The organism is Cryobacterium sandaracinum, from assembly GCF_004403415.1.
Taxonomy (GTDB): domain Bacteria; phylum Actinomycetota; class Actinomycetes; order Actinomycetales; family Microbacteriaceae; genus Cryobacterium; species Cryobacterium sandaracinum.
This window is the reverse complement of record NZ_SOGO01000002.1, coordinates 1-14872: the sequence shown is the minus strand read 5'-3', so window position 1 is coordinate 14872 and position 14872 is coordinate 1. Positions and strand designations below refer to the sequence as shown.

The window sequence follows — 14872 nt, the reverse complement described above, 5'->3', positions numbered from 1 at the left end:
TCGAATCCGTCAATACCAAGATCCGACTACTCACCCGAATCGCCTTCGGCTTCAAATCACCCGACGCCCTCATCGCCCTCGCCATGCTCAGCCTCGGCGGCCACAAACCCGCACTCCCCGGCCGGGTTTAACCCACGGATGAAGCAGGAGAGCCAAAATCTCCGTCGAATTCGTAAGGCGCATGTGGCCCTGTCAGCGCGCGGACAGCGGGTAGGTGGGCGGGTAACAGGGCGGGTAGTAGTGCGGCCGGGACCGCGGGCGGTCAGCGGCGCGCGAAGCGCAGGGTAACCAGTTGGAAGGGACGCAGCTCGAGCGTCAGCGCGGAGCCATCGGCGGCGAACGGAGCCCGCGGCGCGGTCAGGGGGCGTTCCAGCAGGTCGGTTTCGGTGGCATCCGTCGCGGCGAAGTGACGGATGACCCGCACCCGCACCCGCGACCCGTGCGCCTCGTAGAGCCGCACGATCAGATCCCCGCTGCGGTCCTCGGCCAGCTTGACCGCCTCGACCATGACGGCCGGGTGGTCGACCTCGATCAACGGATCCACGCGGGCCGCTCTCACCCCGGTCACCGAACAAAGCGGCAGGTTCAGTCGGTACCCCTCCGCGACCGCCTCGGGGATACCGGCGCCGGCCCGCAGCGACACGGATGCCCGGTGCACCGCCGGGCGCAGCCGCGCCCGCACGAACCGGTCGATGCGTTTCTCCACGAGTCCGCCGTCGTCTTGCACCGCACCTGCGACTTCCCGCCGGGCACCGCCGCCCGACTGGCAGCATCGTACGACCACCCCCCGGCCCCGCACGTCCGCCACTGCGGGCGCTCGTGAACCAATTCGACGGAGATTTTCGGATTTGAAGCGGTTTACACACCCGAAACAGCCCCACGGGAGCAGAATCTCCGTCGAATTCGTCAGCAACGGATGCCGCAGCGCACCAGCGGCGCCGAGCTCCGCTACGCGTTTCGGAGGTTGTAGCGCACGCTCGCGAGCTCGGAGAGCAGCGCCGGCGGCACCCGGTCGCCGAACTTGGCGAAGTACTCCTCAGTGAGGTCGCACTCGGCCAGCCAGGAGGCCGGGTCGATCGCAAAGAGCTGCTCGACATCAGAGTCGGCCAAGTCCAGACCCTTCAGGTCGAGGCCGCCCTGGACCGGGAGGTGTCCGATCGGGGTGTCCACGGCATCCGCGAAGCCTTCGACGCGGCGCACGATCCACTCGATCACGCGGGAGTTCTCGCCGAAACCGGGCCAGAGGAAGCTTCCGTCCGCGCCCTTGCGGAACCAGTTCACCTGGAAGATCTCCGGCGCCTTGCCGCCGAGACCACGGCCGACCTTGAGCCAGTGCGCCCAGTAGTCCGCCATGTTGTAGCCGCAAAAGGGGAGCATCGCGAACGGGTCGCGGCGCAACTCGCCGACGGTGCCCTCGGCGGCCGCGGTCTTCTCCGAGGAGATGGTCGCGCCCATGAACACGCCGTGCTTCCAGCTGCGGGCCTGGGCCACCAGCGGCACGTTCGTCGCGCGGCGTCCGCCGAAGAGGATGGCGTCGATCGGCACGCCGCCGAAGGCCTCCCAGTCGTCGGCGATCGACGGGCACTGCGCCGCAGCAACCGTGAAGCGGGAGTTGGGGTGGGCGGCCGGGCGGCCGGAGGCGGGCGTCCAATCCTTGCCCTCCCAGTCGATCAGGTGGCTGGGAGTGGTCTCGGTCAGACCCTCCCACCACACGTCGCCGTCGTCGCGCAGTGCGACGTTCGTGAAGATCGTGTTGCCCCAGACGGTGGCCACGGCGGTCGGGTTGGTGACCTCGCCGGTTCCGGGGGCCACACCGAAGAAGCCGGCCTCCGGGTTGATCGCGTACAGCCTCCCGTCGGGCCCGGGGCGCAGCCAGGCGATGTCGTCGCCAATGGTCTCGACCTTCCACCCGGGGATGGTCGGACGCAGCATCGACAGGTTCGTCTTGCCGCAGGCCGACGGGAACGCCGCGGCCAGGTGCGAGACGCCGCCCTCCGGGGAGGTGACTTTGATCAGGAGCATGTGCTCGGCCAGCCAGCCCTCGTCGCGGGCCATGACGGATGCGATCCGCAGCGCGAACGACTTCTTCGAGAGCAGCGCGTTGCCGCCGTAGCCCGAGCCGAAGGACCACACCTCGCGGGTCTCCGGGAACTGCACGATGTACTTGGTGTCGTTGCACGGCCAGGAGAGGTCCCCACGGCGGCGCCCCTCGGCGTCGACCAGCGGGTAGCCCACGCTGTGCACGGTGTGCACCCAGGGGGCTCCGGCCTCGATCATGTGCAGCACCTTCTGGCCCATGCGCGTCATGATGCCCATGTTCAGCACCACGTAGGGCGAGTCGGTGATCTCCACGCCGAGCTGGGAGATGGGGCCGCCAAGCGGGCCCATCGAGAACGGCACGATGTACATCGTGCGCCCGCGCATGCTGCCCGCGAAGACTCCCTGCAGCTCGCCCCGCATCGCGTCCGGGTCGGCCCAGTTGTTGGTGGGGCCGGCATCGCCCGGGTCGACCGAGCAGATGAAGGTGCGGTCCTCGACGCGCGCCACGTCCGACGGGCTCGTGCGGGCCAGGTAGCTGTTGGGGCGCCACTCCGGGTTCAGGTGGATGAGCTTGCCCTCGGCTACGAGCTGTTTCGCGAGCACATCGGCTTCGCGCAACGATCCGTCGCACCAGACGACGGCGTCGGGCTGGGTCAGACGGGCAATTTCGTCCACCCAGGCCTGAAGGTTGGGGTCGGTGGTGCCGGCGACGTAGCGGGACTCGCCCCCGCCGGTCTCAAGTCGGGAATTCGCGATTGTCATCTCCTGGCCTTTCGTGGTCAATCCGGCGTGAACCAGTGGTCTGCAGTCGTGGGGGGACGCAAATACGCCCGCTCTCTCCACAATGATCCACCGATGCCACCGGTGCCGGAAGTGCTCAGGTTAAGAACAGCGAATCTTTCGTTATCGTTAAGGAATGTCGACACGTGCCGCTGATCTGATCACCCTGGGACTCCGTGTCCGTCATTTCCGGGCCGAGCGCGGCTTCACGCTCGACCAGCTCGGCGAGCAGGTCGGCATGGCCGGGAGCCAGCTCTCCCTGATCGAGAACGGCCGCCGCTCCCCCAAGCTGTCGACGTTGCAGGACATTGCCACCGCCGTCGACGTGGAGCTCACCGACCTGCTCAAAAACGAAGCGCCGAACACGCGGGCCGCACTCGAGATCGAGCTGGAGCGCGCGCAGCGCAATCCGCTCTACGGCGCCCTCGGCCTGCCGCGGGTGAAGATGACCAAGGGCATGCCGATGGCGGCGCTCGAGTCCCTTCTCGGTCTGCACCGCGAACTCGCTCGCCGCGCCAGCGAAGCCATCGCCACGCCGGAAGAGGCCCGCCGCGCGAACACGGAACTGCGCGAACAGATGCGCGAACAAGATAATTTCATGCCCGACATCGAGCAGCTCGCCGAAGACCGAGTGCGGGCATCCGGGCATGTGTCGGGCGCCCTCACCCACCGGGAGGTCAGCGTGATGGCCGAGCAGCTCGGCTTCAACCTCATCTACGTCAATGACCTGCCCGGCTCGACTCGGTCGGTCACCGACCTGGTCAATCACCGCATCTACCTGCCGCCGGCGTCGATCCCCGGCGGTCACGGCTTGCGCTCGATGGCGCTGCAGGCCATGGGGCACCGGCTGCTCGGCCACGAGCGGCCGGGCAGCTACGCCGAGTTCCTCTGGCAGAGGCTGCAGATCAACTACTTCGCGGCCGCCTGCCTGATGCCGCAGGCGGCATCCGTCGCGTTCCTCTCCCACGCCAAGCGCGAACGCGAGCTCTCGGTCGAGGACTTCCGCGACGCCTTCGGGGTGACCCACGAGGCCGCGGCGCTGCGACTGACGAACCTGGCCACCTCGCACCTGGACATGCCGCTGCACTTCCTGCGCGTCACCGGCGACGGCGCCCTGCAGAAGGGCTACGAGAACGACGACCTTCCCCTGCCGGCCGACGTGACCGGCTCGATCGAGGGCCAGTTCGTCTGCAAGCAGTGGAGCGCCCGCAGCGCCTTCACCCACACCAACCGCACCACCGAGTTCTACCAGTACACCGACACGCCGGCCGGCACCTTCTGGTGCGCCACCCAGACCGGGGCGACGGATGCCGGCGAGTTCTCGATCAGCGTCGGCGTGCCCTTCGTGCAGGCCAAGTGGTTCCGCGGCCGGGAGACCACGCAGCGGGCGGTGTCCCGCTGCCCGGACGAGTCCTGCTGTCGCCGCCCGGCCTCCGAGGTCTCCTCGCGCTGGGCCGGCAAGGCCTGGCCGAGCGCCCGGCTGCACGCGCACGTGCTGTCGCCGCTGCCCAGCGGCACCTTCCCCGGCGTCGACGACACCGAGGTCTACGAGTTCCTCGAGGCGCACGCCGCGGAGTAGTGGGGATCCTGGCGCTGAGCCACTTACGTCGTCGGGGCATCCGTCGACGAAGACGACTTCGTCTCCGTCTCCGTCGAACGAATTCGACGGAGACTTTGGCAGAAACGGTCCCGAACGCTCCGAAACTGCTTCTTTTTGCGAGAATCTCCGTCGAATTGGTTCGATACCGGACACGGCGCTCCCTCGGTGATGAACAGCGTACGCTCGGCGCGGACAGGGGACGACGGGCGGCTCGGCGCGGGCAGGGCCCGACGGAGCGGCCCGACGGGCGGCAGGGCGAGGGTCAGGGGCGGGCGGCGAACGCGGTGGCGGTGCCACGGGCGGTGAGGCTGACCCGGCTGCCCACGACGGTGCCCATCGTGCCGTGCTGCCTTACGTGCACCAGCGTCCCGGGGCTCTGCGTCCCGGGGCTCTGGGGGAAGCCGGACGCCGGGGCGCCCACGCAGAACAGGCGCACCGCCAGCTGCACCTCGGGCCCGTAGAAATCGACCGCTTCGACCTGGCCGGTACAGGAGGCGACGGCATCCGCCCCTCCGGACTCGCAGTGCTCGACCATGATCTGCTCCGGGCGCAGCATGATGCAGGCGTCGCCGCGCAGGCTGGTGGGGGCGACCGCGACTGTGCCCAGCGCGCAGGCGGCGAAACCGTCCGAGATGGTGGCCGGCAGCACGACCGCGTCGCCGAGGAACCGGGCCGTGAACAGGTCGACGGGGCGCCAGTAGACCTCGCGCGGCGGCCCGACCTGGCAGAGGTTGCCGTCGCGAAGCACCGCGAGCTGGTGGGCGAAGCTCATCGCCTCCGCCTGGTCGTGGGTGACGAGCACCGTGGTGATGCCGACGCGCTCCAGCGTTTCGGCGACGATGTCGCGGGTTGCCGCCCGCAGTCCGGCATCGAGGGAGGAGAACGGTTCGTCGAGGAGCATCACCCGCGGCTGGCGGGCGAGGGCCCGCGCCAGGGCCACGCGCTGCTGCTGGCCGCCGGACAGTTCGTCGGGGCGGCGGGCGGCGAAGTCGGGCCTCAGCGACACCATCTCGAGCAGCTCGCTCACGGCGCGGGCGCGTTGCTTGCGGGTGCCGCCGCGGAGCGCCGGGCCGAGGCCGAACGCGATGTTCTGGCCCACGGTGAGGTGCGGGAACAGGGCGCCGTCCTGCGCGACGAAGCCGATCCCGCGCCGATGCGCGGCCACGGCCGCGCCCGGGCCGGCCACGGTGCGACCGAGCACGCTGATGGTGCCCGAGTCGGGCAGCTCGAAGCCGCTGATCAGGCGCAGCAGGGTGGTCTTGCCCGACCCGGACGAGCCGACCACGACCGTGCGGCTACCCTCCGGCACCGAGAGGGCGATGTCCTCGAGGATACGGGTGCTGCCGAAGCTCTTGTTGACCCCGGACAGTTCGACGGCGGCGGTCATGACACGCTCGTCAGCCGGGAGCGGGCGAACAGCAGGTAGGTGACCGGCAGGCTCAGCACGATCATCATCAGGGCGTAGGGCGCGGCGCCGACGTAGTTGATGTCGTTCACCTTCGACCAGAACTGTATCGCGAGGGTGCGGGTGCCGCTCGGGGCCAGCAGCAGCGTAGCGGTCAGCTCGGTGACGATGCCAAGGAACACGAGCGCCCCCGCGGCCAGGGCCGAGGGCGCGAAGAAGCGGGTGGTGACACTGAGGAACGCGGCGAACGGATGCTTGCCGAGCGACCGGGCCGCCTCCTCCAGTCCGACCGGAACCTGTGCGAGCCCGGCCCGGAGGTTCACCAGCGCGCGCGGCAGGAACATCAGCAAGTACGTCACGATCACCAGCACGGTGGTCTGGTAGAGCGGCTGCACGAAACGGATGCTGATGGTCACCAACGCGAGGGCCGTGACGATCCCAGGGAGGGAACTGGTGAGGTAGTTGACCGATTCGAGGCCGCGGGACAGCCGGCTCGGGTAGCGCACCGCGAGGAACGCGATCGGGAACGCGAGTACACAGGTGACCGCGGCGCCGACGAGGCCGTAGCCCACGGTCTGCAGCAGGGCCTGGACCAGCACGGCATCGGTCCACACGATTGCGCCGCCCTGGTAGAGCCAGCGGATGACGCTCCAGAACGGGACTCCGATCGCGAGTGCGAACAGCCCACCGAGGAACAGGTAGCCGACCGGCGTGAAGGCGCGGAGGGAGCGCCGCGGCGTGACCCGGGCCACACCCGAGCCGATGCGGGCGTACCGGGAGCGTCCGCGGGCACCGGACTCCCCGATCAACAGGAACAGGCACAGCAGCACGAGAACGCCGGCGAGGGCGTTGGCCGCGGGGCCGTTGAACGTGGACCGGTACTGCTCCACGATGGCGGTGGTGAAGGTGTCAAAGCGGATCATCGCGAACGCGCCGTATTCGGAGAGCAGGTGCAGCCCTACCAGCAGGGCGCCGCCGAGGATCGGCAGCCGCAACTGGGGCAGGATGACGCGGAAGAAGACGCCCCAGGCACCGCTGCCGAGCGACTCTGCTGCCTCTTCGACCGTGGGGTCCAGCCGACGGAGCGCGGCGACGCAGGGCAGGTAGACCAACGGGAAGTACGACAGGGTGGCGATCAGAACCCCGGACCAGAGCCCGTTCAAGGAGGGTACGGCGCTTACCCAGCCGTAGCTGTTGACGAAGGCCGGCACCGCGAGCGGCGTCGCCAGGAGCACGGCGAACACCCGGTGGCCGCGCAGGGAGGTGCGGCCGACCAGCCACGCGGCGGCCACCCCGATCGCCGCGGTCAGCGGCACCGTGATCACGACCAGCCCGATCGTGTTCAGGAGCAGTTCGCCGACCCGCGGCCGGAACACGAGCGCCGAGAGGGTCGGCCAACCGGTCAGGATACCGGTGACGATGACGTAGCCCAGCGGCAGCAGCCCGAGCACGGACACGGTGACGGCGGCCGCCACGATGAATGGTGAGGGTCGTTTGCCGACCCGGCCGGCGGCATCCGTGCGCCCCGCAAGCCCCGTTGCGCCGGTTTCGGCGACGGCTCCGCGACCGGTGTCCGACGGGTCGGGCGCCGGTTTCGCGGTCGGGGGGGCTGCAGGTATCACCAGTTTCAGCCTAGAGGAAACCGGCCTCGGTCATCAGATCGGTGACCTTGGTGCTGTTGAGTTTGGACGGGTCGATGACGGGGGCGTCGAGTTCGCGAAGCGGCACCATCGCGGAGTTCGCGTCGACCGCGTCGGAAACGGGGTACTCGAACGAGGTGCCGGTCTTCAGGATTTCCTGGCCGGCCTTGCCGGTGATGAAAGCGAGGAACGCCTGAGCGGCCACGGGGTTCGCGCTGGTCTCGAGCACTCCGCCGCCGGAGACGCTGACGAATGCACCGGGATCCTGGTTCTTGAAGTAGTGCATCTGGGTGCTGGAGCTGTTCTCGCCCGTACCGGCCTGGTCTGCGAACCAGTAGTAGTGGTAGATCACGCCGCCGGGGATCTCACCCGCGTTGACGGCCTTCATCACGGTGCTGTTGCCTTTATAGACGACCGCGTTCTCCTTCATGGCCGCGAGCCAGTCACTCGTTGCGGCTTCGCCCTTGAGCTCGAGGAGCGCACTGACGATGGCTTGGAAGTCGGCGCCGGAGGGCGACGCGGCCCAGCGGCCGGCCCAGGCCGGGTCGGCGAGGTCGAGCAGCGAGGCCGGCAGTTCGCCCGCGCTGATCATGCTCGGGTTGTAGGCGAACACGGTCGAGCGGGCGGCAATGCCGGTCCAGGTGCCGGTGGACGGCTGGAACTGCTTGGGAACTTGGGCCAGCGTGGCGTCGTCGACCGGGGCGAACAGGCCGGCCTTGTCGACGAGGCTGATCGCGGGCGAGTTCTCGGTGAGGAACACGTCGGCCTTCGACGCGGCGCCTTCCTGCACGAGCTGGTTGCCGAGTTCCGAGTCGTCGCCGTTGCGGAGCGTGACGGTGACGCCGGTCTCCGCGGTGAATTCGTCGGCCCAGGCCTGGGTCAGTTCCTCGTGCTGGGCGTTGTAGACCGTGATCGAACCCGACGGGGTGGACGCGTCGGTAGCACCAGGACTGGATTCCTCGGGTGCGCTGCACCCGGTCACCCCGAGCAGGGCCACCGTTCCGATAGCGGTAAGCAGTGCCCAGCGGCGTGTCAAGATCATCGTGTTGCGTCCCTACTGTCGTGCGGGCATGACCCGCAGTGCTTTTAGGTAAGCCTACCCTAAAGAAATTGGCGTCGTCGGGGCCGCAGGGGAATACACAGGCTCGGCCCCGGTCAGCGGGGCGGCATCCGGATGGCGCCGTCGAGCCGGATGGTGTCGCCGTTAAGCATCGGGTTCTCGACGATGTGCCGCACGAGCGCGGCGAACGCGGCCGGGTTGCCGAGCCGGGAAGGGTGTGGAACCTGCGCCGCGAGGGACTCGCGCACGTTCTCGGGGAGCCCCTGAAGCAGCGGGGTGTCGAAGATGCCGGGCGCGATCGCCACCACCCGGATCAACGATCGGGCGAATTCGCGGGCGAGCGGCAGGGTCATCGCGGCGACGCCGCCCTTCGAGGCGGCATAGGCCGCCTGACCGATCTGCCCGTCGAAGGCTGCGACGGATGCCGTGTTCACGATCACACCGCGCTCCGGGACGGTGCCGGCCGTCTGGTCGATCGTGCCGGGGGTGCCGTCCGTGCCGTTCGTCCCGGGGGCTCCGTCCGTGCCGCCGATCGGGCTGGTAGCCTGCATGGCGGCCGCGGCCAGCCGGATCACGTTATACGTGCCGACGAGGTTGATGCGAATGACCCGGTCGAAGTCGTCCAGCGGCAGCGGGGCCCCGGTGCGGTCGACGGTGCGCTGGCCGGGGGCGATGCCGGCACAGTTGACCACGATGCGCAGCGGGGCGATCGCGGCGGCGGCGTCGACGGCGGCCTGCACGTCCTCGGTGCGGGTGACGTCACCCGGCACGAAACACGCCCGGCCGCCGATCACGACCGCCGCCTGCTCCCCACTGGTGCCGGGCAGGTCGAGCAGCACGACCGCTGCCCCAGCGTGGGCCAGGGCGGTGGCGGTGGCCAGCCCGAGGCCGGAGGCGGCTCCGGTGACGAGGGCGGAGCATCCGTCGACGCGCATCTCAGAGCCGTTCGATGATGGTGGCGTTGGCCATGCCGCCGCCCTCGCACATGGTCTGCAGGCCCCAGCGGCCGCCGGTCAGTTCGAGGTGGTTGAGCAGGGTGCCGAGGAGCCGGGTGCCCGAGGAGCCGAGCGCGTGGCCGAGCGCGATGGCCCCGCCGCGCGGATTGAGCAGGGCCGGGTCGGCGCCGAGTTCGCGCAGCCAGACCAGCGGCACGGTGGCGAACGCCTCGTTGACCTCGTAGGCGTCGAGGTCGTCGATGCTGAGACCGGAGCGCTCCAGGATGCGCCGGGTCGCCGGGATCACGCCCGTGAGCATCAAGAGCGGGTCGCTTCCGGTCACCGCGAAGCTGTGGAACCGGGCGCGCGGGTTGAGGCCGAGCTGGGCGGCGCGTTTGGCGCTCATGATCAGAGCCGCGGAGGCGCCGTCGGTGAGCGGCGACGAGTTGCCGGCGGTGATGTGCCAGTCGAGTTTTGGGAAGCGGGCGGCGAGGGCGTCGGTGCGGAACGCCGGCGGCAGGGCGGCCAGGGAATCGAGGGTGGTGCCGGGGCGGATGGTCTCGTCGGCGGCCACGACCCGGCCGTCCCGCAGAGTCGTCGGCCGCAGTTCGCCGTCGAAATCGCCGCGTTCGGCGGCGGCCGCGGCGAGGCGGTGCGAGCGGGCGGCGAAGGCATCCAGTTCGCCGCGGCCCAGTTTCCACTTCTGGTTCATCAGCTCGGCCGAGACGCCCTGGTTGACGAGCCCGTCAGGGTAGCGGTCGCGCATCAGCGTGCCGTGCGGATTCGGGATCTGTACACTCTGCTGGTTCTGGTGGCTCTGCCCGCCTTGCTGGTTCTGCGGGCTCTGCCCGCNGGCTCTGCCCGCCTTGCTGGTTCTGCGGGCTCTGCCCGCCTTGCTGGTTCTGCGGGCTCTGCCCGCCTTGCTGGTTCTGCGGGCTCTGCCCGCCTTGCTGGTTCTGCGGGCTCTGGGCCGTGCCGAGCGACGAGCCCAGCGGCACGCGGCTCATCGATTCGACGCCGCAGGCGATGACGATGTCGTAGCTGCCGGCCATCACGCCCTGCGCGGCGAACGTGGCCGCCTGCTGGCTGGATCCGCACTGCCGGTCGATGGTCGCGCCGGGCACCGAGTCGGGAAAACCCGCGCTGAGCAGGGCGGTGCGGGTCACGTTGTAGCCCTGCTCGCCGACCTGGCTGACGCAGCCGCCGATCACGTCGTCGACGAGCGCGGGATCGAGCCCGTTGCGGGTGACCAGTTCGCTCAGCACCCCGGCCAGCAGGTCCGCGGGGTGCACGCCCGAGAGGGCGCCGCCCGGTTTGCCTCGACCCGACGCGGTGCGCACGACATCGACAATGACAGCCTCGTTGCTCATGACCTCAGCCTAGGCTTCTGGTGCCACCGCGGCGCGGAGCGGGGAGCGCGTGTGGGCTGCAGGCTGCAGGCTGCACGTGTGGTTCGGGCTGCGCGTGGGGTACGGGCTGCGCGTGGGGTACGGACCGCGCGTGGGGTTCGGGCTGCGCATGCGGTACGGGCTGCGCGTGGGGTACGGGCTGCGCATGCGGTACGGGCTGCGCGTGGGGTACGGACCGCGCGTGGGGCTAACTCAGGAGATCCGGTGGGGAAGCCGTCGTCCGGCGGATTCCGCCACACTGGTCCGGGGGCTAACAGAACGCGGCCGACGTATCTCCTGAGTTGGCCACAAACGCGGCAGGACAGGGACGTGCGGATGTGGCGTGCGGCGGTGAGCCGTGCAGGTTCGGGTGTGGCGTGCGGCGGTGAGCCGTGCAGGTTAGGGTGTGGCAGGCGGGGCGTCAGCCCGAGAACGCCCACATCGCGACGGCGCTGGCGGCGGCCACGTTGAGGGAGTCGATGCCGTGCTTCATCGGGATCTGCACCACGGTGTCGGAGGCCGCCAATGCGTCCGGGGTGAGCCCCTCACCCTCCGCGCCGAGCAGCAGCGCCAGCCGCTCGTGCTCGTGCCCGGGGAAGTCGCGCAGGCTCACGGCATCCGTTGTCAGGGCGAGCGCGGCGAGGTGGAAACCGTGCCGAGTGAGCAGCGCGCGGGTACTCGGCCAGTCGCCGACGCGGGTCCAGGGCACCTGCAGCACGGTGCCCATCGAGACGCGGATGGCGCGACGGTAGAAGGGGTCGGAGCAGCGCGGTGTGACCAGGATCGCGTCGGCGCCGATGGCCCCGGCGGAGCGGAAGATCGCGCCAACGTTCGTGGGGTCGGACACATTCTCGAGGATCACGATGCGGCGGGCACCGGCGAGTAGCGACTCCGGGTCGGGCAGCTCGGGCCGGTGCATCGAGGCGATAACGCCGCGGTGCAGCACGTAGCCGGTGAGCTCGGCGAGAAGCGCCCCCGGGCCGACGAAGACCGGCACGTCCTCGCCGACGAGGGCGCCGGCCTCCGGGGCGGTGTTGCCGAGTGTGAGCACCGACCGCGGCCGGTGTCCGGCGCGCAGGGCCCGCTCGAGAACCAATGCCGATTCGGCTATATACAGGCCGTGTTCGGTGCCGCGCGCCTTTTTCAGTGCCACATCGGTGAGATGGGCGTAGTCCACAAGCCGCGGATCGCTGAGGTCGCTGATCTCGATGACGGGCATCCGATCAGTCTAATCGCGGGGCGGGGGCGGGTGGCGGGATGCGGGGCGCCTCGGGGCTAACTCAGGAGATCCGGGCGGCGGACGGCACCCGGACCAGTGCGGCGATCCCACGGATGCCGCGGCGCGTCTCCGGAGTTAGCCGCACCTTTCATCCGCCCGTCAGGCACGGACAGCCTGGGTGCCCCGGCGCCCGAGTGGCCCCGCCGGTAGCGGATTCACGGCCCCCGGAGCACAGGCAACGGCTTCGGCCGGGCTACGATTTGCAGGAGTTATGTACCGGTAAGGGTTGCGCCCTGGGGCTAACTCAGGAGATCCGGGCGGCGGACGGCAGCCGGCACCCGGACCAGTGCGGCGATCCAACGGATGCGGCGGCGCATCTCCTGAGTTAGCCGCACCGCTCGACGTGTCGGCACGGTCCCGTGTGACCGGTCCTGGGTGATCGGTCCTGGCGGCACTGTGCTATCGGCCGGGTCGTGTGATGGTGAGATCATGGCTGCGGATTCCTCCCGGCCAGGGGGTGCCCGGCATCCGTCAGCAACCGGTCAGCGACAGGAACATCCCTGCGGCCATCAACGTCATCGTCAGCGCCATACTCAGGTGCTGGGCCGACTCCAGTCGGAGCGTGGCCGGCTCGACCCCCGACCCGGTCGGGCGGCGCGCCGACCGCACGGCGCTGGCCGCGGGGGCAACGTATGCCGCAGCCAGCAGCACCACAAGCCAGGCCGGCAGCGTTCCGCCGTCGGTGATCGCCGGCGCGTGCCCGGCATGGGCGCCGTTTCCCACAGCGGTCCCGGCGGCAACGGGCGCAGCGGCAACAGGCGCAGCGGCAGCGGGCACAGCGGCAGCCGTGGCACTAGCCGTGGCACTAGCCATGGCACTGGTTCCGGCGCCAGCGCCGGCCACCGCGACCGAGCCAACCGAGCCGACCACCGCGACCGAGCCAACCGAAGCCGCCGTAGCCTTAGTCGACGCCGCCGGCAGCATCGCGACCCACATTACGGACATCAGTAGCAGCGATACGGCGTGATGCGCGGCGGGCATGCGGTGCCGCCGGTCAAGTAGGGCCAGCAGCGCCGCCCCGACCAGGAGCCCCGCCCAGGAGCCCCGCCCAGGCCAAGGAGCCGAGCAGCTTCATGCCCGGCAGCACCATGTCGGCGCACGAGACGGTCATGACGACCATGGTGGGAGCCGCGACCAGGGCGCGGCCCGGCATCCGGAGCCCGGTGAGCGCACACGCCGCTCCCAGGCCGGACGCCGCGACGGCGGCGACCAGGCACACGGACACCCAGATCGCGGTCATTTCGGCTCACGATAGGCCGGCCTCCCCCGTGGGTCTTGCCTGTCAGCGCACGGAGGCGCGGCGGCAGCGCACGGATGCGCGGCGGCAGCGCACGGATGCGCGCAGCGAGGCGACAGCGCTCCGTGTGGCTAACTCAGGAGATTCACCGCGGCGAAACCACCATCCCGCACCTGTGGCGCACGGGTCCGCACTGGCCCGTGCCGAATCGGCCGCCCCGATCCCGGAACTCCTGAGTTAGCCTCCGCGAACCCGGCATGACTTCTGCACGCTGGTGGGGGCGCCGGCCCGGGCCGCCGAAAGACCCGGACGGGGGCGCGATGCGGCCCCCCACAATTTGCAGGAGATATGCACGAGGAGGATTCGGACCCGAGGACCCGGAACCCTCGCGCGCGGGCGCGCCGTCACGGTGGTGTGGCCAACTCAGGAGACGCGCCGTACCACCCCCTCGCTCCCCGCACTGGTCCGGGCGACAGATGCCGCGCGGCACCCGAGTCTCCTGAGTTGGCCACACACACGCACACACGCACACGCACACGCACACGCACGCGCACGCGCGCTACGAGTGCATAGCTCCTGGGGCGACCGCGGGCCCTGAACCACGAATGCGAGAATGGCACCGTGTCGACGTCAATGAGCGGGGTAACGGGATGAGCGAGCAGAGGAAGCCCAGCGGGCCCAGTGCCAACGGCCCGAACGGTGCGCCGCATTCGCAGACCCTGTCGCGCGGCATCCGCGTGCTCGAGATTCTCGCCGACGCCGACGAGGCCCTGACCATTGCCGACGTGGCCGCCGCCCTCGGCGTGCACCGCTCGATCGCCTACCGAATATTACGCACGTTGGAGGACCATGGGGTCGTGATCCGGGATGCCGCGGGCGCCGTACGCCTCGGCCCACGGATGGCCGCGCTCGCCCGCGGTGTCTCCCGCGGTCTGCAGGCCGCGGCGCTGCCCGAGCTGACGAGCGTCGCGAACGAGTTGGGGATGACAGCCTTCGTGACCGTGCTGGACCGGGCGGAGGTCGTCACTCTGGTCAGCGTGGAACCGCGGCAGGCGCACGCCACGGTCGCGCAGCGCCCCGGCACGCGGCATCCGCTCGGCCGGGGTGCACCCGGGATCGCCATCCAGTCCCTGCTCACGGCGACCCAGTGGGTGGACCTCGGCGAGGGAGCCCGCCGAGGCGAGGCCGCCGACGTGCGCGCACGCGGCTTCGCCACCAGTCATGACGAAGTCATTCCGGGGCTGGCCTCCGTGGCGGTGCCGCTGGTCGTGCCCGGCGAGGCACCGGCGGCTCTGGCGGTCGTCTACCTCGGCACCGGGCAGAGTGACGCCGCGATCGGCGCGCGTCTTGTGACGGCCGCGGCCGTAATTGCAGCCGACCTGCGCTAATTGCCGCCACACCGGGCCAGACGCGGGCGCTTCGACCGGGCGGGCGCCGACCGGGCGCCGCCGACCGGGCGCCGCCGACCGGGCGCCGCCGACCGGGCGCCGGCAGCCGGCAGCCGGCCC

General features: G+C 70.3%; 11 protein-coding genes and 1 pseudogene. 2 read left to right on the top strand and 10 right to left on the bottom strand.

What is annotated here, in order from left to right:
* Window positions 1-262 precede the first annotated feature (262 nt).
* Both E3T25_RS17205 and E3T25_RS00120 read right to left on the bottom strand, forming a co-directional pair.
* Entirely contained in the window at window positions 263-706 is a 444-nt protein-coding gene (locus E3T25_RS17205) for a glycosyl hydrolase-related protein (protein ID WP_198412903.1), read from the bottom strand.
* Between the two features lie 242 nt (window positions 707-948).
* Window positions 949-2802: a phosphoenolpyruvate carboxykinase (GTP) gene (locus E3T25_RS00120; RefSeq protein WP_134371447.1), complete on the bottom strand. Its 1854-nt coding sequence runs from the start codon at window positions 2800-2802 to the stop codon at window positions 949-951.
* 154 nt (window positions 2803-2956) lie between these two features.
* On the opposite strand from E3T25_RS00120, the gene E3T25_RS00115 reads away from it, so the two are divergent.
* Window positions 2957-4399 carry a helix-turn-helix domain-containing protein gene (locus E3T25_RS00115; protein ID WP_104099202.1) on the top strand — a complete coding sequence of 481 codons (1443 nt, stop codon included), beginning with the start codon at window positions 2957-2959 and terminating at the stop codon, window positions 4397-4399.
* A 283-nt stretch (window positions 4400-4682) separates the two neighbouring features.
* Here E3T25_RS00115 and E3T25_RS00110 read toward each other — a convergent pair whose 3' ends face one another.
* From E3T25_RS00110 to E3T25_RS00070, 8 genes and pseudogenes are all read right to left on the bottom strand, one after another.
* Window positions 4683-5807, bottom strand: a complete 1125-nt coding sequence (locus tag E3T25_RS00110) for an ABC transporter ATP-binding protein (RefSeq protein ID WP_134371445.1) — start codon at window positions 5805-5807, stop codon at window positions 4683-4685.
* Window positions 5804-7300, bottom strand: coding sequence for an ABC transporter permease (locus E3T25_RS00105; protein ID WP_370295405.1), 1497 nt, complete (start codon window positions 7298-7300; stop codon window positions 5804-5806). Before E3T25_RS00105 ends, E3T25_RS00110 begins: the two co-directional genes overlap by 4 nt.
* A 157-nt stretch (window positions 7301-7457) precedes the next feature.
* On the bottom strand, window positions 7458-8507 hold the full coding sequence (locus E3T25_RS00100; protein WP_134371443.1) for an iron ABC transporter substrate-binding protein: 1050 nt from the start codon (window positions 8505-8507) through the stop codon (window positions 7458-7460).
* Between the two features lie 113 nt (window positions 8508-8620).
* On the bottom strand, window positions 8621-9460 hold the full coding sequence (locus E3T25_RS00095; protein WP_104099199.1) for an SDR family NAD(P)-dependent oxidoreductase: 840 nt from the start codon (window positions 9458-9460) through the stop codon (window positions 8621-8623).
* Between the two features lies 1 nt (window position 9461).
* Window positions 9462-10830: pseudogene (locus E3T25_RS17830) on the bottom strand (thiolase family protein).
* Between the two features lie 439 nt (window positions 10831-11269).
* The gene (locus E3T25_RS00080) at window positions 11270-12067 is read right to left on the bottom strand and encodes a TrmH family RNA methyltransferase (RefSeq protein WP_134371439.1); all 798 of its coding nucleotides are present in this window, start codon (window positions 12065-12067) and stop codon (window positions 11270-11272) included.
* 531 nt (window positions 12068-12598) lie between these two features.
* Window positions 12599-13072, bottom strand: a complete 474-nt coding sequence (locus E3T25_RS00075; protein WP_134371437.1) for a hypothetical protein — start codon at window positions 13070-13072, stop codon at window positions 12599-12601.
* 49 nt (window positions 13073-13121) lie between these two features.
* Window positions 13122-13367: a hypothetical protein gene (locus E3T25_RS00070; RefSeq protein WP_104099195.1), complete on the bottom strand. Its 246-nt coding sequence runs from the start codon at window positions 13365-13367 to the stop codon at window positions 13122-13124.
* Window positions 13368-14014: 647 nt separating this feature from the next.
* Here E3T25_RS00070 and E3T25_RS00065 point away from each other — a divergent pair.
* The gene (locus tag E3T25_RS00065; RefSeq protein ID WP_134371435.1) at window positions 14015-14752 is read left to right on the top strand and encodes an IclR family transcriptional regulator; all 738 of its coding nucleotides are present in this window, start codon (window positions 14015-14017) and stop codon (window positions 14750-14752) included.
* Window positions 14753-14872: the final 120 nt, after the last annotated feature.

Coding starts and splice junctions, on each gene's coding strand:
- E3T25_RS00120 (WP_134371447.1), bottom strand. CDS start 2,802: ATGACAATCGCGAATTCCCGACTTGAGACCGGCGGGGGCGAGTCCCGC.
- E3T25_RS00115 (WP_104099202.1), top strand. CDS start 2,957: ATGTCGACACGTGCCGCTGATCTGATCACCCTGGGACTCCGTGTCCGT.
- E3T25_RS00110 (WP_134371445.1), bottom strand. CDS start 5,807: ATGACCGCCGCCGTCGAACTGTCCGGGGTCAACAAGAGCTTCGGCAGC.
- E3T25_RS00100 (WP_134371443.1), bottom strand. CDS start 8,507: ATGATCTTGACACGCCGCTGGGCACTGCTTACCGCTATCGGAACGGTG.
- E3T25_RS00095 (WP_104099199.1), bottom strand. CDS start 9,460: ATGCGCGTCGACGGATGCTCCGCCCTCGTCACCGGAGCCGCCTCCGGC.
- E3T25_RS00080 (WP_134371439.1), bottom strand. CDS start 12,067: ATGCCCGTCATCGAGATCAGCGACCTCAGCGATCCGCGGCTTGTGGAC.
- E3T25_RS00075 (WP_134371437.1), bottom strand. CDS start 13,072: ATGTCCGTAATGTGGGTCGCGATGCTGCCGGCGGCGTCGACTAAGGCT.
- E3T25_RS00070 (WP_104099195.1), bottom strand. CDS start 13,367: ATGACCGCGATCTGGGTGTCCGTGTGCCTGGTCGCCGCCGTCGCGGCG.
- E3T25_RS00065 (WP_134371435.1), top strand. CDS start 14,015: ATGAGCGAGCAGAGGAAGCCCAGCGGGCCCAGTGCCAACGGCCCGAAC.